This is a genomic window from Streptomyces sp. NBC_00249 (genome assembly GCF_026342355.1).
Lineage (GTDB): Bacteria > Actinomycetota > Actinomycetes > Streptomycetales > Streptomycetaceae > Streptomyces.
The window spans coordinates 1,813,166-1,834,837 of sequence record NZ_JAPEMV010000001.1 but is presented as its reverse complement, the minus strand read 5'-3'; the positions used below and the strand labels follow the sequence as shown (position 1 = coordinate 1,834,837).

The following is a 21,672-nucleotide window of genomic DNA, read 5'->3' as shown; positions in this document are numbered from 1 at the left end:
CCCGGCACGGCACCGGCAGGTCCCCAGCGGACCGCCCTTCATCGGAGGTACATCAGATGACCACCCAGATCCCCGCCCTCGACGCCGAGCGCAAGGAACAGATCAAGGACATCGTCTGCGACATCCTGGAGCTCGACCTCGACGAGGTCACCGAGACCAGCCTCTTCAAGGAGGAGCACGACGCGGACTCCCTGCGCACCATCGAGATCCTGGCCGCGCTGGAGCGCGTCTTCGGCATCACGCTGGAGCAGGCCGAGCTCAGCCGCATGGTCAACCTGGTCGGCGTGTACGCCGTGATCGCGGAGGCCGAGAGCAAGTGACCTCCGAGACGGCCGCGACAGGGCAGCGCGCCGCTGCCCGGCACCGGGTGGTGATCACAGGTCTCGGTGTCGTGACGAGCATCGGCACGGGCGTGGACGCCTTCGCCGAGGGCCTGCGGGCCGGACGCAGCGGGGCGAAGCCCATCAGCGCGTTCGACACCACCGGCTTCGCCCATTCCAACGCCTGCGAGATCACCGACTTCGAGCCGGAGGCCTGGCTGCGCGAGCTGCCGGCCGACGAGCTCGGCCGGGCCGCACAGTTCGCGGTCGCCGGGGCCCGTATGGCCGTGGCCGACGGCGGGCTCACCGAGGCCGACGTGCGGGCCAGGCGCTCCCTGGTCTCGATCGGCACCACCGACGGCGAGTCCCGCGACCTGGACCACCTCACCGGTCTCCAGGTCGCCGGGGACGAGGACACCCTCGACCCCGTGGTGGCCCGCCGCGTCTGGCCGGGCCGGCTCTCCGCCGGCATCGTCCGCGAACTCGGCCTGGAGGACGTGGAGACGGTCACCGTCCCCACCGCCTGCGCCGCCGGGAACTACGCCGTCGGCTACGGCTACGACGCCATCAGCTCCGGAGACGTGGAGATGGCGCTGTGCGGCGGGGCCGACGCCCTGTGCCGCAAGACCTTCACCGGCTTCTACCGGCTGGGCACCATCGCCCCCGACGTGTGCAGGCCCTTCGACGCCGACCGGCAGGGCATCCTCACGGGCGAGGGCGCCGGCATCCTGCTCATGGAGTCGCTGGAGTCCGCGCTGGCCCGCGGCGCCCGGATCTACGCCGAGGTCCTCGGCTACGGCCTGTCCTGCGACGCCAGCCACCCGGTCGCCCCCGACCGGGACTCCATCGCCCGCTGCATCACCGCGGCCCACGCCAACGCCGGGATCACCCCCGCCGACGTGGACTTCATCTCCGCGCACGGCACCGGGACCAAGGCCAACGACGTGACCGAGGTCGGAGCGATCCGCCAGGTGTTCGGCGAGGACCTGCCGCGCACCGTCTCCATCAAGTCGATGATCGGCCACACCATGGGCGCCGCCAGCGCCCTGGCCTCGGCGGCCTGCGCCCTCGCCCTGCGCGAGGGATTCATCCCGCCGACCATCAACCACCGCGCCACCGACCCCGAGTGCGGCGTGGACTGCGTACCGAACGAGGCGGTCGAGGCCGACCTCAAGGTCGTGCAGAACAACGGACTCGCCTTCGGCGGCAACAACGCCGTGCTGGTCCTCGGCCACTGGGAAGAGAGGAGCGCAGTCGCATGAGCGCAACAGCACCGGCCCCGGCACCTGCACCGGCACAGGCCGTCGAGCGCAGTCTCGTCATCTCGGGCTGGGCGGTGACCTCCCCGTACGGGCTGGGCCGGCAGTCCTTCGCCGAGGGACTCCTCGCGCGGGCGACGGCCACCGCCGCCGTCGACACCGAGAGCTGGCCCGTCCCCTACGAGGACGCGGGCCTGATCCCCGACTTCGACATCAAGGCCGTCCTCGGCCGCAAGGGAACCCGGTCCATGGACCGGGCCACCGGGATCGCCGTCGTCACCGTCGGCGAACTCCTGGAGGACTTCGGCCAGGGCCTGGCCGCCGACCCGGAGAAGACCGGCCTGGTGCTCGGCACCTCCGGCAGCGTCCAGTCCATCATGGACTTCACCAAGGACGCGCTGACGGGGGAGAAGCCCTACCTCGTCGACCCGGCCCGCTTCCCCAACACGGTGATGAACTGCCCGACGGGCCAGAGCGCCATCCGGCACACCCTCAAGGGCCCCAACGTCACCGTCTCCGGCGGCTCCGCCACCGGCCTGCTCGCCCTGAACTACGCCTCCCGGCTGCTGCGCGGCGGCCACGCCAACGCCCTGCTCGCCGGCGCGGCCGAGGAGTTCTCCGTGCAGCGCGCCCGCCTGGAGCGGGTCGCCGACCACGCGGGCGCCGAGGCCGACCCGCTCGGCGAGGGCGCGGCCCTCTTCCTGCTGGAGAGCGGGGAAGCCGCCCGCGAGGGAGGCCGGCGGGTCCTCGCCACCGTGCTCGGCTCCCGCTTCCGGGCCTTCCCGGAGACCGGGCGGGCCGGGGCCGCGCTCGCCCGCTGCGTCGCCGAGGTGCTCGCCGACGCCGGCGTGGACCCCGAGGACGTGGCCCTGGTCGCGCCGGGCACCCCGCCCGGGCTCCTCGGCAAGCAGGAGGAGTCCGCCCTCGAGGGCATCGGGGGCGAGCGGATCGCCGTACGCCCGCTCGTCGGCGACGCCACCGCCGCGTCGGCCGCCTTCCAGCTGGCCGCCGTACTGGCCCACGCCGGTGCGGAGCCCGCCCTGGTCGACCGGCTCGCGCTGGTCACCGCCCTGGACCGGGACGGCACCGTCGGAGCCACCCTGCTGCGGCTCGGCTGACCCCGACCGGGGGGCGCACGCCCACCGCGCCCTCCGTCCCGGCCGCACCACCCCCCGTACACGTGACGCCCCACCCCCACCCCCACGCGCACCCGCGTCCCGAAGAGAGAGGCATCTATCCATGTCCGAGACACCGAGGCCGGTAGCCCTCGTCACCGGCGGCTCCCGCGGCATCGGCCGGGCCGTGGTGGAGACCCTGGCACGCGACGGCCACGACGTGGCCTTCTGCTACCAGTCCAACGAGGAGGCCGCCCAGCTCGCCGCGAAGTCCGCGCAGGAGCTGGGGGCGCGGGTGCTGGCCCGCCGGGTGGACGTCACCGACCGCGAGCAGGTCCGGGCCTTCACCGCGGAGGCCGAAGCGGAGCTGGGCCCGGTGGAGGTGCTGGTCACCGCCGCGGGCATCGTCCGCGACAGCCACCTGGCGATGATGAAGGACGAGGACTGGGACGCGGTGATCCGCACCAACCTCGACGGCACGTACAACTTCGCCAAGGCACTGGCCTTCCCCATGATGAAGCGCCGCCGCGGCACCATCATCACCCTCTCCTCGGTCGCCGCCGCCGGCAACGCCACCCAGAGCAACTACGCCGCGACCAAGGCCGGGATCATCGGCTTCACCAAGGCCCTCGCCAAGGAGTCCGGCCGCAGCGGACTGCGCGCCAACGCCGTGGCCCCCGGTTTCATCGCCACCGACATGGTCGGCGGCCTGTCCGAGAAGCACGCCCAGGAGATGACGGCGCGGATCCCGCTGGGCCGCTTCGGAGAGGCGCACGAGGTCGCCGAGCTGGTGTCCTTCCTCGCCTCCGACCGCGCTTCCTACATCACCGGACAGGTCTTCCACATCGACGGCGGTCTGGTCGTCTGACCGGCCCGACCAGTCCGACCAGCCTGATTCACAGAGGAGTTCGACATGGCCGGCCGTGCCGCCAAACCGCCCCGGTTCTACTTCAACCTGCGCAGCCCCTACAACTTCTTCGCCCTGCACGACCTGGAGAAGCAGCACCCCGAGCTGCTCGACCGCGTCGAGTGGCGCCCCTTCTGGGAGCCCGACGAGAAGAGCGCCGAGCTCCTCGACGCGGCCGGCGGGCAGTTCCCGTACACCCCGATGACCCGCGCCAAGCAGTTCTACATCCTGCGCGACGTACGCCGCCTCGCCGCCGAGCGCGGCCTCGCCCTCACCTGGCCCGCCGACCGCGCGCCGTGGTGGGAGCCCGCCCACCTGACCTGGTTCCTCGCCGTCGACGCGGGCCTCGGCCGTGAATGGGTGGCCCGCGCCGGCCGCGCCCGCTGGCTGGAGGGCCGCGACATCTGCGACCCGGCGACGATCGTCGAACTGGCCGTGGAGATCGGCCTGGACGCCGACGCCGTGGCCGCCGCCCCCCAGGACGCCGCCCTGCGCGAGCGCGCCACCGCCGCCCTGATGGACCTCCACCGCGACGGGGTCTTCGGCGTCCCCTACTTCGTCAACGGCAGCGAGCCCTACTGGGGCCTGGACCGGGTGGCCGACTTCGCCGCCTCCTTCCAGGACGCGGCCCCCGCCGCCCCCGCCGCCGCACAGCCCGCCGAGGCGGAGCTCGCGGTGGTCGGCGCCGGACGCACCACGGACATGAGCCACGCGGGAGGCTGCGGATGAGCGCCCCGACCGAAGCGCCCTCCACGGCGCGGGCCCTGCCGCTGACCGCGATCCAGCAGTCCATGTGGACGGCCTACCAGGTCTCTCCCGAGGCCTCCGCCTACAACATCGTCATGCCGCTGCGGCTGCGCGGCCGCGTCGACCCCGCCGCGATGGACGCCGCCGTCACCGCCGTCGGCGTCCGCCAGGAACTGCTGCGCTCCGTCTTCACCGAGAGCGCCGCCGGAGTCCAGCGCACCGTCAGCGAAGAGCCCCTGGTCCGCCTGGAGTTCCGCGACCTCGACGGCGTCGACGAGGCCACCTTGCACCGGGCCGCCGAAGAAGCCGGGGCCCGCCCCTTCCGCCTGGAGTCCGGGGCCTTCCGCGTGGTGCTGCTGCGCCGCACCGACGAGGACTGGGTCCTGGTCACCTCCGCCCACCACATCGTCAGCGACTTCACCTCCCGCTGGCTGCTGGTGCGCGACGTCCTCGACGCCTACGAAGGCCTCGCGGCCGGCGAGGAACCGCGCTGGCGGCCGATCCCCGGCTCCTACGCCGACCACACGGCCGAAGAGCTGCGCTACACCGCCTCCGACGCGGGAGCGCGCGCGGCCGCCCTGTGGAAGGAGTCGGTGGCCGAGGCCCCCGCCGCCGAACTGCCCCTGGACCGCCCCCGCCCCGCCCTGCGCTCCTACCAGGGCGGAACCGTCGTACGACAGCTCCCGCGGGACACCGCGGACGGTCTCGGCGCGGCCGCCGCGACGGCCGGGGTCACCCCCTTCGCCTACCTGCTCGCCGTCTTCCAGGCCCTCACCCACCGCTGGACCGGCCAGGACGCCTTCGTCCTCGGCGTCCCCGCCACCAGCCGGATGGGCCGGGCACAGCGCGACGTCATCGGCTGCTTCCTCAACACCATGCCGGTCCGCGCCGACTTCACCGCGCAGTCCACCTTCCGCAGCGCGGCCGCGCAGGCCGGGCAGCGGGTGATGGGCGGCATGGTCAACGTCCGCTACCCCTGCGCCCTGGCCTTCCCCCGCGCCACGGTCTTCCGTACCGCGCTGTTCCTGGTCCAGATGGACCGCATGGAACCGCCCGTCCCCAACGTGCCGCCCGGCGCCTGCGAAGGCCCGTCCGTCCCGTACGCCGGGCTGGACATCGCCCTGATCGACGTCCCGCAGCAGGAGGGCCAGCTGGACCTGCTGCTGCGCATCGAGCAGACCCCCGACGGGGTCACGGCCGTCTTCTCCTACGACACCGACGTGCTCGACCGGGAGACCGTCGCCCGCTTCGCGGACGGCTACGAGCGGATGCTGGCGGCCGCGGTCGCCGCACCCGACACCGCCGTCGCGGACGTGGAGCTGGCCGGCGCCGGCGACCTGGAGGCCCTGCTGGCCCTGGGCTCCGGCTCGGCCGCCGGCTTCGAATCCTTCGACTCCTCCGGCGGCGGCGCCGACGAGTTCGAGTCCTTCGAGAACGCCTGGGAGTACCGGTGAGCCTCAAAGTGGCCGTGATCGGCGCGGGGCTCGGCGGACTGACCGCCGCGGCCGCCCTGTACGCCCGGGGCCTGGACGTCGAGGTGTACGAGCGCGGCGAGGCCCTGCGCGAGCAGGGCGTCGGCATGCACCTGGGGCCGAACGGCACCCGGCTGCTGGAACGCCTCGGCCTCGGCCCGCGCCTGGCCGAACTGGCGGTCCGCCCCGAGGCGCTGGAGGTCCGCGCCTTCCACAACGGCGCCCAGGTCGCCGTACAGGAGATGGGCGAGGCCTGGGAGCGGCGGTTCCGCGCCCCCTACCTCACCGTCCACCGCGGCGACCTGCACCGGATGCTCGCCGGAACCGTCCCCGCCGAGCGGGTGCACACCGGCAAGGAGCTCCTGCGGTACGCGGAGGACGCCGACGGGGTGCTGCTGGAGTTCGCCGACGGCACCACCGCCCGCGCCGACGTCCTCGTCGGGGCCGACGGCGTGCACTCCGCGGTGCGCCGCGCGGTGGCCGGCGAGGACGCCCCCGTGTACTCCGGCAACAGCGCGCTGCGCGGGCTGGTGGACGCGGCGGACGTCCCCGCACTGGACCCGGGCCGCATGTACATGTTCGCGGGCCCCGCGGCCCGGGTGCTGTGCTACCCGGTCAGCGGCGGCAGGCAGTTCACGTACGTGGTCGTCACCCCCGCCCCCGAGGGCGACGCCGAGTCCTGGACCAGCGCCACCGACCCCGCCGACCTCGACGCCGTCCTCGAGGGCTGGGCCCCGCAGGTCCGCGACCTGGTCGGGGCGGCCGGCGAGGTACGCCGCTGGGCCCTGTACGACCGGGCGCCGCTGGAGCGCTGGAGCACGCCCCGCGTGACCCTGCTCGGCGACGCGGCCCACCCGATGCTGCCGCACCACGGCCAGGGCGCCAACCAGGCCGTCGAGGACGCGGTCGCCCTCGCGGTCTGCCTCGCGCGGGCCACCGAGGACGCCGAGGGCGTCGCGGCCGCGCTGGAACGCTACGAGGCCCTGCGCCGCCCGCACACCACCCGCGTACAGCTCGGCTCCCGCACCGGCGGCCGGCCCGCCCCGCAGCAGGGCGGCCGCCCCGGAGGCGTCAACGACGCCGCCGCGGACGTCGCCTGGATCCTCGACCACGACGTGGAGGCCGCCCTGGACCAGGACCTCCCCGCCCCCGCCCGGGCGGCGGCAGCCGCCGCCTGACCACCCGCCGCGCACCGCGGCCACGTACGGCCCCCGACGCCATCCGGCGCCGGGGGCCGTCCTGCGTTCCACCACATATATGCGCTCGATAGGGCATCGATAGCGCCCTCTTCAAGGATGGGCGACACCTGACCACGCGAAGGGAACAGCGATGAGCGAACAGCAGAACGAGACCCAGTCGGAGACCGTCTACCGCGTCGTCCTCAACGACGAGGAGCAGTACTCGATCTGGTGGGCCGACCGCGACCTGCCCGCCGGCTGGCGGGCCGAGGGCACCGAGGGCACCCGCGAGGAATGCCTCGCCAAGATCACCGAACTGTGGACCGACCTGCGCCCCGCCAGCCTGCGCCGCCGGATGTCCGCCGGCTCCGCGGCCTGACCACCCGGACGCTCGAGCCACCCGGGCCACCAGGCCCCGGGAAGCGGCCGACGCCCCCCCGATCCCGATGAAGGAGAGAACGTGAACGACCGTACGCAGTCGGGATCCGCCCCCGGCCGTCTGCTGCTGCCCACCCTGTTCAGGGCGCAGGCCTCCCGCACGCCCGAAGCCCCCGCCGTCCTGGGCGCCGACGGAACCGCCTGGACCTACGCCACCCTCGAACACCACGCCGCCCGCTACGCCGCCGCCCTGCGCGCCGGCGGAGTGGCGCCCGGGGACTTCGTCGGCGTCTGCCTGCCCCGCGGCCCCGAGCTGATCGCCGCACTGCTGGGCGTCTGGTTCGCCGGCGGGGCCTACGTCCCGCTCGACCCCACCTACCCCGAGGCCCGCCTCGCCCTCGTCCTGGAGGACTCCGGCGCGGCCGTCGTCCTCGCCGGGCAGGGCACCGCCTCCCGGCTGCCCGCCGGGATCACCGTCCTGGACGTCGCCGACGCCCCGCAGGAGGTCCCCGCCGAACTGGCCGCCCTCCTCCCGCTGGCACCCGACCCGGCCCGGGCCGCGTACATCCTGCACACCTCCGGCTCCACCGGCCGCCCCAAGGGCGTCCTCGTCCCGCACGGCGGCATCGCCAACCGCGTCCGCTGGCTGGCCCACCGTCACAAGCTGGGCCCCGCCGACCGCTTCCTGCTCAAGACCACCGTCGGCTTCGACGCCGCCGGCCTCGAACTCTTCTCCCCGCTGATCAGCGGCGGAGCGGTGGCCGTCGCCCCCCAGGACGCCGAACGCGACCCGGCCGCGCTGCTGCGCGCCGTCGCCCAGCACGGGGTCACCGTCCTGCAGGGCGTCCCCTCCGTCTACCGGCGCCTGGTCGAACAGTCCGGCTGGGAGAGCGCCGAAGCCCTCCGGCTGATCTTCAGCGCGGGCGAGCCCCTGCACGCCGAGCTGTGCCGCGCCCTCGCCGAACTGGCCCCCCGCGCCGAGATCTGGAACACGTACGGCCCCACCGAGGCCTCCGTCGACATCACCGAACACCGCTGGGACCCGGCCCAGGAGACCGGCGCCGTCCCCATCGGCCGCCCCATCGCCCACATGCGCGCCCTCGTCCTCGACCCGGCCGGCCGGCCCGTCCCCGTCGGCGTCCCCGGCGAGCTGTACGCCGGCGGCATCGGCCTGGCCCTCGGCTACCAGGGCCGCCCCGACCAGACCGCCGAACGCTTCGTGCCCGACCCGTACGGGGTCCCCGGCGAGCGCCTCTACCGCACCGGAGACCGCGTCCGCTGGCAGGCCGACGGCACCCTGGAGTACCTCGGCCGCCTCGACCACCAGGTCAAGGTCAACGGCGTCCGCATCGAGACCGGCGAGGTCGAGTCCGCCCTCGCCGCCCACCCCTGGGTGCGCGCCGCCGTCGCCGCCGCCGTGCCCGACGGCTCCGGCGGCCACCGCCTCGTCGCCTGGGTGCAGTCCCGCGGCGAGCAGCTGCGGCCCGAGGAACTGCGCACCTTCCTGCGCCGCTCCCTGCCCGACCCGCTGATCCCGTCCCTGTACGTGCCCGTCGCCGAGTTCCCGCTCACCGCCAACGGCAAGATCGACCGCTCCGCGCTGCCCGAGCCCGCCACCGCGGCGGCCGAGGCCGAGAGCGCCCACGTCCCCGTCCGCACCGCCGCCGAGCGGGTCGTCGCCGAGCAGTGGGCCGCCCTCCTGGGCATCCCCGCCGCCCGGATCGGCGCCACCAACGACTTCTTCCAGCTCGGCGGGGCCTCCCTGCTGCTCAGCCAGCTCGCCCAGGCCCTGTCCGCCGCCTCCGGAGCCACCGTCCCGCTGCGCGCCCTGTTCACCGCCACCACCGTCGAGGCCCAGGCCGCGCTGCTCGCCGGCGCACCCGCCCTGGACGGGACCGACGGCGCGGCCACCGCACAGGCCGCCGCCGACGACGACGACACCGTCCGCCCCGTACCGCGCACCGCCGAGGGCCTGCCGCTCTCGCCCGGCCAGCAGGGCCTGTGGCTGATGGACCGGATGCGCCCCGGCAGCGCCGAGTGGAACGCGCCCGTCTTCATCACCCTGCCCCACGCCTACACCGACGCCACCGTCGCGCAGGCCCTGGAGCAGCTCGCCGAGCGCCACGAGATCCTGCGCACCCGCTACGTCCTGCGCGGCGCCGAGCCCGTCCAGATCGCCGACCCCCTCCCGAGCGTCGAGCTCCGTACGACCCGCACGGAGACCGCCGCGGCCAGGAACGCCCTCGTCGAGGACGAGTTCAGCCGCCCCTTCGACCTGGAGAACGGCCCGGTCTGGCGCGCCCTGACCGTCCGCGGCACCGACTCCCTGCACCTGGTGCTGTCCATCCACCACATCGCCTGCGACGGCTGGTCCTCGGTGGTCCTGGAACGCGACCTGCTGGCCCTCGCCGAGGCCGCGCACCACGGAACGCGCGCCGAACTCCCCGCCCTGCCGGTCCAGTACGCCGACCACGCCGCCCACCAGCGGCGCCGGCTGGCCGGCAGCGCCGCGACCGAGGGGACGGAGCACTGGAAGCGGGCCCTGGAGGGCATCCTGCCCCTCGACCTGCCCGCGGACCGGCCCCGTCCGGCCGTCCGCGACGGGATCGGCGCCGCCCACGTCTTCACCGTCCCCGCCGCACTCGCCGACCGCGCCGCCGCTCTCGGGCGCGGCCACGGCGCGACCCTCCAGCAGACCCTGCTGACCGTGTTCGGGACCCTCGTGGCCCGGCTCACCGGCCAGTGGGACGTGCCGGTCGGCGTGCCCGTCGCCGGGCGCGAGCGGCCGGAGGTCGCCGAGGTCGTCGGCTTCTTCCTGAACACCCTCGTGATGCGCTGCGACGCCCCGGCCGACGCCACCTTCGAGGAGGCGCTCCTGCGGGTCCGCGACACCGCCCGCAGCGCCTTCGCCCACCAGGACCTGCCCTTCGACCGCCTCGTCGCCGAGCTCGACGACGTCCGCGACCCCGGCCGCACCCCCCTCTACCAGGTCATGTTCGACCTGCACGAGGAGGGCCGGACCGGCACCGCCACCGCCGAGGGCGACATCGAGGCCTTCCGGGGCGCCTGGCGCAGCGCCCGCACCGACCTCACGTTCGTGCTCCAGCGCCAGGGCGACGGCTCCCTGCTCGGCCTCGTCGAGTACGCCACCTCCCTCTTCGACCCGGCCACCGTCGAACGGTTCGCGGCCGCCTGGGTACAGCTGCTGGACTCCCTCACCGCCGACCCGCGGACCCGCCTCGACCGAGCCGCCCTGCTGCCCGCCGCCCTGCGCCGCGAGATCCTCGCGCTCGGCCCCGGGGCCCCCGAGCCCGGCGCGGCCCGCGCGGCCGACGACTTCGTCCACGCGGTCGTCGAGGGCGTCGCCCGCACCTCCCCGGACGAGATCGCCGTCGTCTGCGGGGACGAGAAGTGGACCTACGCCCGCCTCGAGCACCGCGCCGAGGCCCTCGCGCGGCGGATGCGGGAGCTGGGCGCCGGCCCCGAGACCACCGTCGCCGTCATGCTCGGCCGCACCCCGGACCTGATCGCCACCTACCTCGGCGTGTGGAAGACCGGCGCCGCCTACGTGCCGCTCGACGTCGCCGCCCCCAACGACCGGCTCGGCTACGTCCTGGACGACGCCGGTGCCCGGCTGCTCGTCTCCGACCTGGCCGGCGCCGCCCGGCTGCGCGGCCACCACGACGGGCCCTGGCTCGCCGTCGACACCGACGAGCGTCTCGCGGCCCTGCATTCGGCCGGTCCGCAGGACGGCTCCCGCGGCCCGACGCCGGAGCCCACCGCGGTGCACGCCGCCGACCGCCCCGGCATCGGGCTCGCCTCCTGGGCCCCCAGCGCGTCCTTCGCCGCCGCCGCGGGGGCCGCCGCCCTGGCCTCGTGCAGCGACCCGGCGCTGGCCGCCGACGGGATCGCCTCCTGGTCCGACGCCGCACGCCCGGCCGGGGGAACGGCCGAGGGCCAGGCCGCCGCCCGGCTCGCCTACATCATGTACACCTCCGGCTCCACCGGCCGCCCCAAGGGCGTCGGCGTCGAGCACCGCACCCTGCTCGCCATGCTCCGCGCCTCGCAGGCCCACCTGGACTTCGGCCAGGGCCCCGACGACGCCTGGCTGGCCCTGGCCCAGCCCACCTTCGACATCTCCTGCACCGAGCTGCTGATGCCGCTCGTCGCCGGAGGCCGGGTGGTCCTGGCCCAGGAAGCCGATCTCACCGACCACGCCGCGCAGCTGCGGCTCATCGAGGAGCACGGCGTCAGCCACCTCCAGGTCGCCCCGCCGCACTGGCAGATGCTGATCGACGCGGGCCTCGGCCGGCGCCCCCTCGTCGGCCAGACCGGCGGCGAGCCCTGCCCGCCCGCCCTGGCCCGGGAACTGTCCCGCCGCCTCCTGCGGTTCGTCAACGAGTACGGGCTCACCGAGACCACCATCGCCGCGACCCGCTGGGACGCCGACGACAACGCCCCCTCGGTGCCCGTCGGCCGCGCCTACCCGCACGTCACCGCCCGCGTCCTCGACGAGTACCTGGAGCCCGTCCCGTACGGCACCACCGGCGAGCTCTGCATCGGCGGCGCCGGCCTGGCCCGCGGCTACCACGGCCGCCCCGACCTCACCGCCGCCGCGTTCGTCCCCGACCCGTACGGCGCCCCCGGCGCCCGCCTCTACCGCACCGGCGACCGCGCCCGGATGCTGCCCGACGGCACCCTGGAGTTCGCCGGCCGCGCCGACGGCCAGGCCAAGATCCGCGGCCGCCGCGTGGAGACCGGGGAGGTGCAGGGCGTCCTCGCCGAGCACCCGGGCGTCGCCCAGTGCGCCGTCGTCGTCCACGGCACCGGCTCCACCGCCGCGCTCATCGGCTACTGGGTGCCGCGCGGCGACACCCCGCCCGGCGACGGGGAACTCCTGGACCACTGCGCCCGCCGCCTGCCGGACTACATGGTCCCCGCGCTGCTGATGCCGGTCGCGGAGATCCCCCTCACCCGCCACAACAAGGTCGACGTCAAGGCGCTGCCCGCGCCCGACCTCGCCGCCGCCCTCGCCGACGAGCCCTACACCGCCCCCGAGGGGCCGGTCGAGGAGATCGTCGCCGAGATCTGGGCCGAGGTCCTCTCCGGGGACAGCGGCACCACCCGCCGGATCGGCGCCCGCCAGGGCTTCTTCCGGATCGGCGGCAACTCCGTCCTCGCCGCCCGCGTCATCGCCCGCCTCCACGAGGAGTTCGACGTGGAGATGCCGCTGCGCGCCGTCTTCGAACACCCCACCGTCGCCGGCCTCGCCGCGGCCGTCGAAGAGGCCGTGCGCCTCGAGATCGAAACCCTCGACCACGCCGAACTCGCCATCGCCCACAGGGAGTACCAGCCGTGACCGCACCCACCGCACCCACGCAGGAAGAGCTGCGGGCGGAACTGCTGCGCAGACGGCTCGCCGGACGCGCGGGCCGCACCGCCGGCCGCGGCCCGGCCCGTACCGGGATCCCGCGCGCCGACCGGCAGGCGCCGCTGGCGCTGTCCGCCGGCCAGCGCCAGCTGTGGTTCCTCCACCAGCTCGACCCGGACAGCCCCGAGTACCTGCTGCCGCTCGCCCACCGGCTGCGCGGCACCCTCGACGAGAGCGCCCTGCGCCGCTCCTTCGACGCCCTGGCCGCCCGCCACGAGATCCTGCGCACCCGCTACCTCATCGACGGCGCCGAGCCCCGCCAGGTCGTCGACCCGGCCGGCCCGGTCGACTACGCCGTCAGCGAGGTCACCGGGGTCGCCGAGGCCAACCGGGACGCCGCCGCGGCCGCCTTCGCCCAGGCCCGCGCCACCGAGGTGTTCGACCTGGCCACCGAGGCCCCGCTGCGGGTCCGCCTGCTGCGCCTGGCCGCCGACGACCACGTCCTGGTCGTCGTCATGCACCACATCGCCTGCGACGCCCTGACCCGGCCGCTGATCCTCGCCGACCTGGCCGCCTGCTACCGGGCCGCCGGCGCGATCACCGGCCCGCTGGACGGCGTCCTGCCCGAACCGCCCGTCCAGTACGCCGACTACGCGGCCTGGCTCAACGCCCGCCAGTCCGGCCCCGCCGCCGAGGCCGCCCTCGACTGGTGGCGCGGACAGCTCGCCGCCGCCGAGCCGCTCGGCCTGCCCACCGACCGGCCCCGGCCGTCCGTGCGGGGCTGGGACGGAGCCGTCGCCGAGTTCGACGTACCGGCCGCCGACGCCCAGCGGCTGCGGACCCTCGCCGAACAGGAGGGCGCGACCCTCTTCATGGTCCTGCTCAGCGCCTACCAGGCGCTGCTGGGCCGCTGGACCGGCAAGCAGGACGTCTGCGTCGGCACCGCCGTCTCCGGCCGCACCCGCCCCGAGCTCCAGCAGATGGCCGGCTACGCCTACAACAGCCTCGTGCTGCGCGGCCGCTGGCAGGGCGACCCGGCCTTCCGGGAGCTGCTCGCCGGCAACCGCACCACCGTCCTGGACGCCTTCGACCACCAGGACACCCCCTTCGACAAGATCGCCGACGAGCTGGAACCCCAGCGCGACCTGTCCACCACCCCGCTCTTCCAGGTGATGTTCGACCTGGCCTCCGGCCAGGGCTCCGACAGCCCCGACCTGCCCGGACTCCAGGTCACCCCGGTCGGCGCCAGCGGCCGCATCGCCCGCTTCGACCTCACCATGCACCTGTCCGAGCGCGCCGACGGCTCCCTGCACGGCGCCCTGGAGTACGCCACCGACCTCTTCGAGGCCGCCACCGCCGAACGGTTCACCGCCCACTACGCCGCCCTGCTCGCGGCCGTCGCCGAGCGGCCCGGCGCCCCCCTGTCCACGCTGGAGTTCATCGGCGCCGCCGAACGCTCCCTGCTGCTCGACGGCCCCGCCGAACCGGTCGGCGCCCCCGTGGACGCCGCCGCCCTGCGGCCCGTCTTCGAGACCATCGCCGAGCAGATCGCCGCCCACCCCGGCGCGGTCGCCGTCCGGCACGCCGGCGGCGAGCTCACGTACGCCGAACTCGACGCCCGCGCCGACCGGTTCGCCCGCCGGCTGCTCACCCTCGGGGTCCGCCCCGACGACACCGTCGGCGTCCTCCTGGACCGCGGCCCCGACCTCGTCGCCGCCCTCCTCGGGATCTGGCGCGCCGCGGCCGCCTACGTACCGATCGACCCGGGCTACCCCGACGAGCGCATCGCCTTCATGCTCGCCGACACCGGCACCCGCCTCGTCGTCACCCAGTCCCGGCACGCCGACCGCTTCGACTCCGCCGAACTGGTCGTCGTCGACGACCCGGCCGAGCGGACCGCACTGGCCACCGCCCGGGCCGAACTGCCCACCTCCTACGACCTCGACCAGCTCGCCTACGTCATCTACACCTCCGGCTCCACCGGCAAGCCCAAGGGCGTCCTCATCGGCCACCGCGGACTGGCCAACTACCTCACCTGGACGGCCGGCGCCTACGCCACCGCCGGCACCGGCGGCGCCCCGCTGTTCTCCTCGGTCGCCTTCGACCTCGGCGTCCCCGACCTGTACGCGCCGCTGATGACCGGGCAGAACGTCCACCTCCTGCCGCAGGACTTCGACACCGCCGACCTCGGCGCGCTGCTGGCCGAGGGCGGACCGTACGCCTTCATCAAGCTCACCCCCGGCCACCTCGACCTGCTGTCCCAGCAGCTCACCGACGAGCAGATACGCGACCTGGCCGGCCTGGTCATCGCCGCCGGCGACTCCTTCACCCACCGGCTCGCCGAGCGCTGGGCCGCCGCCGCGGGCCCCGGCGGCACCCGGCTGGCCGCCGAGTACGGCCCCACCGAGATCACCGTCGGCAACTCCGCCTACTTCCTGGCCGAGGACGGCGCCGCCCACGGCCCGGTCACCACCGAGCTCGTCTCCATCGGCCGCGCCATCCCCCACACCACCATGTACGTCCTCGACGAACGCCTGCGCCCGCTGCCGCTGGGCGTCCCCGGCGAGGTGTGGATCGGCGGCCTCAGCCTGGCCCGCGGCTACGCCGGCCGCCCCGACCTGACCGCCGAACGCTTCCTGCCCGACCCGTACGGCGCCCCCGGCGCCCGCATCTACCGCACCGGCGACCTCGCCCGGGTGCTGCCCGACGGCAACCTCGACTTCGTCGCCCGCATCGACCACCAGGTCAAACTGCGCGGCTACCGCATCGAGCTCGGCGAGATCGAGACCGCGCTGACGGCCCTGCCCGCCGTCGCCGAGGCCGTCGCCCTGGTCCGCGAGGACAGCCCCGGCGACAAGCAGCTCGTCGCCTACGTGGTCCCCGCGCCCGGCGCCCCCGAGGCGGAACTCGCCCCGGCCGCCCTGCGCGACGCGCTCGGCGAGGCCCTGCCCGCCTACATGGTCCCCTCCGCCTACCTCGCCCTGGACGCCCTCCCGCTCACCGCCAACGGCAAGCTGGACCGGCGCGCCCTGCCCGCCCCCGGCCGCGAGGCCACCACCGTCGGCGAGCACGTCGAGGCGCGCGACGCCGCGGAGGCCTCCATCGCGGCGGTCTGGGCCCAGGTCCTCGGCCTGGACACCGTCGGCGTCCACGACAACTACTTCGACCTCGGCGGGGACTCCATCCGCGCCGTCACCCTCGTCGGCGCCCTGCGCGAGGCGGGCTGGGAGACCAGCGTCCGCGACGTGTTCGAGCACCGCACCGTGGCCCGGCTCCGCGAGGCCCTCGGCGACCAGGCCGGCGACGGCTCCGCCGAACGCGCCGACGGCCCCGTCGCACCCTTCGCCCTGATCTGCGACGAGGACCGCACCACCCTCCCGCAGGACGTCACCGACGCCTACCCGGTCTCCCGGATCCAGGCGGGCATGCTCGTCGAGATGCACGGCCGCAGCGGCGAGAACCGCTACCACAACATCACCTCCTTCCGGATCCGCGACGAACTCCCCTTCGACCCCGAGGTGTTCCAGCGCGCGGCCGACCTGATCGTCGAGCGCCACGAGGTCATGCGGACCTCCTTCGCCCTCTCCGGCTTCAGCGAGCCCCTCCAGCTGGTGCACGCCGTCGGGACCGTGTCGATGCCCTGCCTCTTCGAGGACCTGCGCCACCTGCCGCGCGAGGACCGCGAGTCCGCCCTGTGGTCCTTCGCGGACCGCGACCGCGAGGACCTCTTCGACCTCGCCGCCGCCCCGCTCATGCGGATGGCCGTCCACCTCGTCGACGACGAGAGCTGGTGGCTGTCCATCACCGAGTGCCACCCCGTCATCGAGGGCTGGAGCTACCACTCCCAGCTGATGGAGCTGCTCCGCGCCTACCGCGCGATCCGCACCGGCGGCGAGCCGGAGCCGGCCCCGCCCGTCCCGGCCGTGCGCTACGCCGACTTCATCGCCGGCGAGCTGCGCTCCCTGGAGTCCGCGGAGGACCGCGACTTCTGGCGCGAACTGGTCGACGGCCACGAGAAGTTCACCATCCCCACGGGCTGGGCGGGCGACCACGACGGCCCCGACGAGCGCTACCGGATGGACATCGAGCTGGGCGAGCTGGAGCCGGGCCTGCGCGCGCTGGCCTCCGCCGCCGAGGTCCCGTACAAGAGCGTCCTGCACGCGGCGCACAGCAAGGTCCTGTCGATGCTGACCCGGTCCGGCGCCTTCCGCGGCGGCATGGTCGCCGACGCCCGCCCCGAGGAGGCGGGAGCCGAGCGGGTCTCCGGCATGTACCTCAACTCCGTGCCCTTCCCGTACCGCAAGGGCGCCGCGACCTGGGGCGCACTCGCCCAGGAGGTGTTCGCCCGCGAGGTCGAGCTCTGGCCGCACCGCCGCTACCCGATGCCCGCCATGCGCGCGGCCGGCGGCGAGAGCCACCTGATCGACGTGCTCTTCCACTACCTGGACTTCCACCAGGTGGACGTGGAGCTCATCGACATCATGGCCAGCCGCGACGACAGCCCCAACGAGTTCCCGCTCGTCGTCGGCACCCCCGTCCGCGGCCACCTGTCCATCGCCTCCCGCACCCGGACCCTGGCCAAGGCCAACGCCGAGCGGCTCGCCTCCCTCTACAAGGCCGTCCTCGCCGACATGGCCCGCACCGGGGCCGACGGCGACGCCCGCACCGCCTTCCCGTCCACCCAGGAGCACTACCGCCTCACCGCCCCCGCCCTGCCGCACCCCGAGACGCCCGTCGACACCCTCGCCGGCTTCGAGGCGCAGGCCGCCCGCACCCCCTGGGCCACCGCCCTGACCGGCGCGGGCACCCCGGCCGACGGCACCTCGTACGCGGAGCTGGACCAGCGGGCCAACCGGATCGCCCGGCGCCTGCGGGACCTCGGCGCCGGCCCCGAGACCCGGGTCGCCGTCCTCCTCGACCGGGGCCCGGAGCTCGTCGCCGCCCTGCTCGGCGTGTGGAAGGCCGGCGCGGCCCAGCTGCCCGTCGACCCCTGCACCCCGGCCGCCCGCGTCGCCGCCCTCGGCTTCGACCTGGCGCTCACCGGGGCCGCGTACGCCGACCGGTTCGCCGCCACCGCCCCCGGGCGGGTGCTGCTCGCCGAGGACGTCCCCCAGGAGGGCGACGCGGCTCCGCTCGGCCTGGACCTCGACCCCGACCGGCTCGCCTACGTCCTGCACACCTCCGGCTCCACCGGCACCCCCAAGGGCGTCGAGATCAGCCACCGCTCGCTCGCCCACTACCTCGACTGGGCCGTACGGGCCTACGCCGAGACCGGCTCCGGCGGCGCACCCTGGTTCACCTCGGCCGGCTTCGACCTGGGCATGCCCGCCCTGTACGCGCCGCTCCTGACGGGGCAGCCGGTGCGCCTGCTGCCGCAGACCTGGCAGCCGGAGGAGTTCGGGCCGCTGCTGATGGCCGCGGCCCCGTACTCCTTCGTCGGACTCACCCCCGGCCACCTCCAGCTCCTGGAGGCCCAGCTGAGCGACTCCGAGCTCGGCGGCCTCGCCGGGATCGCCGTCTGCGCCGGCGACGCCTACCCGACCGCGCAGGCCGAGCGGGTCACCGCCCGGATCGCGGCCGGCGGCGGCCGGATGCTGCTCGGCGCCGAGTACGGACCCACCGAGGCCACCGTCGCCGCCACCTTCGGGCACGTCCGCCCCAACACCCGGCGCACCCTCGTCCCGCTCGGCTCCAACCTGCCCGGGGTGCTCCTGCGGATCCTCGACGACCGGCTCCGGCCGGTGCCCGACGGCATCACCGGCGAGCTGTGGCTCGGCGGCGAGGGTCTGGCCCGCGGCTACGCCGCAGCGCCCGCCCTCACCGCTGAATCGTTCCTGCCCGACCCGTACGGCCTCCCCGGCACCCGGATCTACCGCACCGGCGACCTCGCCCGGATGCTGCCCGGGGGAGTCCTGGAGTTCACCGGCCGCGCCGACGAGCAGGTCAAGGTCCGCGGCCACCGCGTGGAACCCGGCGAGGCCGAAGCGGCCCTCACCGCCGACCCCGCCGTCCGCGAGGCACTCGTCACGCCCGTGGACTCGGCCGACGGGGGCAAGCGGCTCGCCGCCTGGGTGGTGCCCGCCGACGGACAGTCCGTCGAGGTCCCGGCCCTGCGCGACCGGCTCCGCGCGGTCCTGCCCGCCGCCGCCATCCCCGCCGCCGTCACCGTCGTCGCCCGGCTCCCGCTCACCGCGAACGGCAAGCGCGACAAGGCCGCCCTCGCCTCCCGCGAAGCCACCGCGACCCCGCTCCCGTACACCGCGCCGCGCACCGACCTGGAGAAGGTGCTCGCCGAGGTCTGGGCCGAGGTCCTCGGCCTCGAACAGGTCGGCGTCCACGACGACTTCCGCGACCTCGGCGGCGACTCGCTGCTGGTGGCGCCGCTCCTCGTCACCGCCCGCAGGCACGGGCTCACCCTCGACCTCGCCACCGCGCTGCGCAACCACACGGTCGCGCAGACCGCCGCCGCGCTCGAAGACGGCGCAGACCACCCCGAGAAGGGCTGATCCGATGGACCCGCTGCACACCCTCGACCGGCAGGCGCGCCGCCCGGCCCGCCACCTGATCTCCATCGACGACCTCACCGACCGGGACCTGCACCGCATCGTCGCCCGCGGCGCGCAGTTCTCGGCGGGCACCGTCACCCGCTCCCGCGCCCTGGAAGGCCTGGTCGCCGGCATCTACTTCGCCAAGACCTCCACCCGCACCCGCACCGCCTTCTCCTCCGGGGCCCTGCGCGTGGGCGCCCAGATCGTCGCGTACGGACCCGGCGACCTCCAGCTCAACACCGGCGAATCCGTCGAGGACACCGGCCGCGTGCTCTCCGGCATGCTCGACGTGCTCGTCGCCCGTACGGCCGGCCCCGAGGCCGAACTGCGCGGCTGGGCCTCCCAGCACCGGATGGCCGTCATCAACGCCATGAGCGCCGAGGAGCACCCCACCCAGGCCCTCACCGACCTCACCACCCTGGTACGCCACTTCGGCCGCGTCGACGGGCTGCGCGTCCTGTACGTCGGCGAGGGCAACAACACCGCCACCGCCCTGGCGCTGGCCCTGACCCGCTTCCCCGGCGTCCACTTCGAGCTGCGCACCCCGCCCGGCTACGGGCTGCTGCCCTCCTTCACGCAGCGGGCGCGGGCCCAGGCCGAGCGGACGGGCGCCGTGTTCGTGGAGCGGCACGACATGGACGTGCTGCCCGAGGACTTCGACGTCGTCTACACCACCCGCTGGCAGACCACCGGCACCGCGAAGCCGGACGCGAACTGGCGGGAGATCTTCGCCCCGTTCCAGGTCACCACCGCCCTGTGGGACGGCAGCCCGAACGCCGTCTTCATGCACGACCTGCCCGCCCACCGGGGCGAGGAGGTCACCGCGGAGGTGCTGGACGGGCCCACGAGCATCGCCTTCGCCCAGGCCACCAACAAGATGCACAGCGCCATGGCGGTGCTGGAGTACACCCACTCCGGCTCCGAGGACGACACCGAATCCGCCCCGTCCGCCCCGCAGCTCGCGTCGGCCGTACGGTGACCCCGCCGCCGAAGACGGTGACGGACCCCGCGGTCCTGGACTGGCACCTCGCGGAGGACGGGGAGCCGCAGCCGGCCGCCGCCCCCACCGCCGCGACCGGGCCCGTACGTACGGCCGAGGCCGCGCCCGCGCCCGCGCCGCAGGACGGAGCCGACCCCGAGAAGGCCGGAGCCGACGCCGCGCCCGCCGTCGTCCCGCTGCGCCGCAACCGCGACTTCAGCCTCCTGTGGGGCGGCGCCGGACTCTCGCTGCTCGCCGGCCGGGCCACCGCCGTCGCCTACCCCCTCACCGTCCTGTGGTTCACCGGCTCGCCGGGCGACGCGGGCCTGGTCGGCACCGCACTCCTCCTGCCGCAGCTCCTCGTCCAGCTGCCCGGCGGCGCCCTCGTGGACCGCTGGGACCGCCGCAAGATCATGCTGTGGGCCGGCCTCGGCCAGGCGCTCGTCGCCGGAGCCGTCGCCGCCCTGCTGCTCAGCGGCCACTTCCTGCTCCTGGCGCTGCTCGCGGCGGCCTTCGTCGAGGGCACCCTCGGGGTCCTGCACCAGCTCGCCGAGCGGGCCGCGGTCCCCGCGGTGGTCCCCGTGGAGCAGCTGCCCGCCGCCCTCACCGGGAACGAGGCCAGGACCCGCGGCGCCGCCATCGCCGGGCAGCCGCTCGGCAGCGGCCTCGTCGCCCTGGGCTCCTCCTTCCCGTACGTGGCCGCCCTCGTCGGCCAGCTCGCCTCCGTGGCGCTGCTGTTCGGGGTCAAGGGCAAGCTCCAGGCCGAGCGCACCGGCCCCCGCCCCGACCTGGTCCGGGAGATCAAGGAGGGCCTGGTCTGGATGTGGCGCCAGCGCTTCCTGCGCGCCGTCATGGCCGCCGTGGCCGTCTCCAACGTCCTGTTCCAGGGCCTCAACCTGGCCGTGATGACCGGGATCCAGGAGAACCACGGCTCCCAGTTCCAGATCGGCGTCGTCCTCTCGCTCAGCGGGGCCGGCGGGCTCGTCGGCGCCATCAGCGGAGGCTGGTGGGCCACCCGCTTCTCCCTGCGGACCCTGGTCCTCGGCGGCCTGGCCGTCTGGACCGCCCTGATGGTCCCCGTCGCGTTCCTGCGGGACCCCTACGCCCTCGGCGCGCTGTTCGCCGCGAGCGGCTACGTCGGCGGCGTCTTCAACGTCGCGGGCGGGGTCTTCATGGTCCGCGTCGCCCCCGACCGGATGCGGGGCAGGGCCAACTCCCTCGCCATGCTCGTCGGCGGCGGAGCCATGGCCGCCGGCCCCGTCGCCGCCGGCTTCGCCCTGGAGGCGTACGGCGCCACCCGTACGGTGCTGGGCCTCAGCGCCGCCATGGGCCTCACCGCGCTCGTCGCGCTGATCTCCCCCTCCCTGCGCCGCAACCCCCTCGACAAGGCCTCGTAGA

At 75.2% G+C, this 21,672-nt stretch carries 12 protein-coding genes; all 12 read left to right on the top strand.

From position 1 onward, the window contains the following. The first annotated feature begins 56 nt into the window (after positions 1-56). The gene (locus OOK31_RS08080; RefSeq protein ID WP_267011648.1) at positions 57-320 is read left to right on the top strand and encodes an acyl carrier protein; all 264 of its coding nucleotides are present in this window, start codon (positions 57-59) and stop codon (positions 318-320) included. Further along, positions 317-1,582: a beta-ketoacyl synthase gene (locus tag OOK31_RS08075; protein WP_267011647.1), complete on the top strand. Its 1,266-nt coding sequence runs from the start codon at positions 317-319 to the stop codon at positions 1,580-1,582. The genes OOK31_RS08080 and OOK31_RS08075 overlap by 4 nt, the downstream gene beginning before the upstream one ends. Continuing rightward, the gene (locus tag OOK31_RS08070) at positions 1,579-2,697 is read left to right on the top strand and encodes a beta-ketoacyl synthase N-terminal-like domain-containing protein (RefSeq protein WP_267011646.1); all 1,119 of its coding nucleotides are present in this window, start codon (positions 1,579-1,581) and stop codon (positions 2,695-2,697) included. Before OOK31_RS08075 ends, OOK31_RS08070 begins: the two co-directional genes overlap by 4 nt. 121 nt (positions 2,698-2,818) lie before the next feature. After that, complete coding sequence (fabG, locus tag OOK31_RS08065) at positions 2,819-3,562, top strand: 3-oxoacyl-[acyl-carrier-protein] reductase (RefSeq protein WP_267011645.1); 744 nt, start codon at positions 2,819-2,821, stop codon at positions 3,560-3,562. A gap of 45 nt (positions 3,563-3,607) precedes the next feature. Then, a complete protein-coding gene (locus tag OOK31_RS08060) occupies positions 3,608-4,330 on the top strand; it encodes a 2-hydroxychromene-2-carboxylate isomerase (protein WP_267011644.1) in 723 nt (240 codons plus the stop codon). Continuing rightward, positions 4,327-5,802, top strand: a complete 1,476-nt coding sequence (locus OOK31_RS08055) for a condensation domain-containing protein (RefSeq protein ID WP_267011643.1) — start codon at positions 4,327-4,329, stop codon at positions 5,800-5,802. Before OOK31_RS08060 ends, OOK31_RS08055 begins: the two co-directional genes overlap by 4 nt. Beyond that, positions 5,799-6,998 (top strand): FAD-dependent monooxygenase, encoded by a 1,200-nt coding sequence (locus OOK31_RS08050; protein WP_267011642.1) that lies wholly within the window; start codon positions 5,799-5,801, stop codon positions 6,996-6,998. The genes OOK31_RS08055 and OOK31_RS08050 overlap by 4 nt, the downstream gene beginning before the upstream one ends. Positions 6,999-7,149: 151 nt before the next feature. Then, complete coding sequence (locus tag OOK31_RS08045; RefSeq protein WP_267011641.1) at positions 7,150-7,377, top strand: MbtH family NRPS accessory protein; 228 nt, start codon at positions 7,150-7,152, stop codon at positions 7,375-7,377. Between the two features lie 81 nt (positions 7,378-7,458). Then, complete coding sequence (locus OOK31_RS08040; protein ID WP_267011640.1) at positions 7,459-12,735, top strand: non-ribosomal peptide synthetase; 5,277 nt, start codon at positions 7,459-7,461, stop codon at positions 12,733-12,735. Continuing rightward, positions 12,732-19,253, top strand: a complete 6,522-nt coding sequence (locus OOK31_RS08035) for a non-ribosomal peptide synthetase (RefSeq protein ID WP_267011639.1) — start codon at positions 12,732-12,734, stop codon at positions 19,251-19,253. The genes OOK31_RS08040 and OOK31_RS08035 overlap by 4 nt, the downstream gene beginning before the upstream one ends. 4 nt (positions 19,254-19,257) lie before the next feature. Beyond that, positions 19,258-20,274: an ornithine carbamoyltransferase gene (locus OOK31_RS08030; protein ID WP_267011638.1), complete on the top strand. Its 1,017-nt coding sequence runs from the start codon at positions 19,258-19,260 to the stop codon at positions 20,272-20,274. A 17-nt stretch (positions 20,275-20,291) separates the two neighbouring features. Next, complete coding sequence (locus tag OOK31_RS08025) at positions 20,292-21,671, top strand: MFS transporter (protein ID WP_267011637.1); 1,380 nt, start codon at positions 20,292-20,294, stop codon at positions 21,669-21,671. Position 21,672 lies beyond the last annotated feature (1 nt).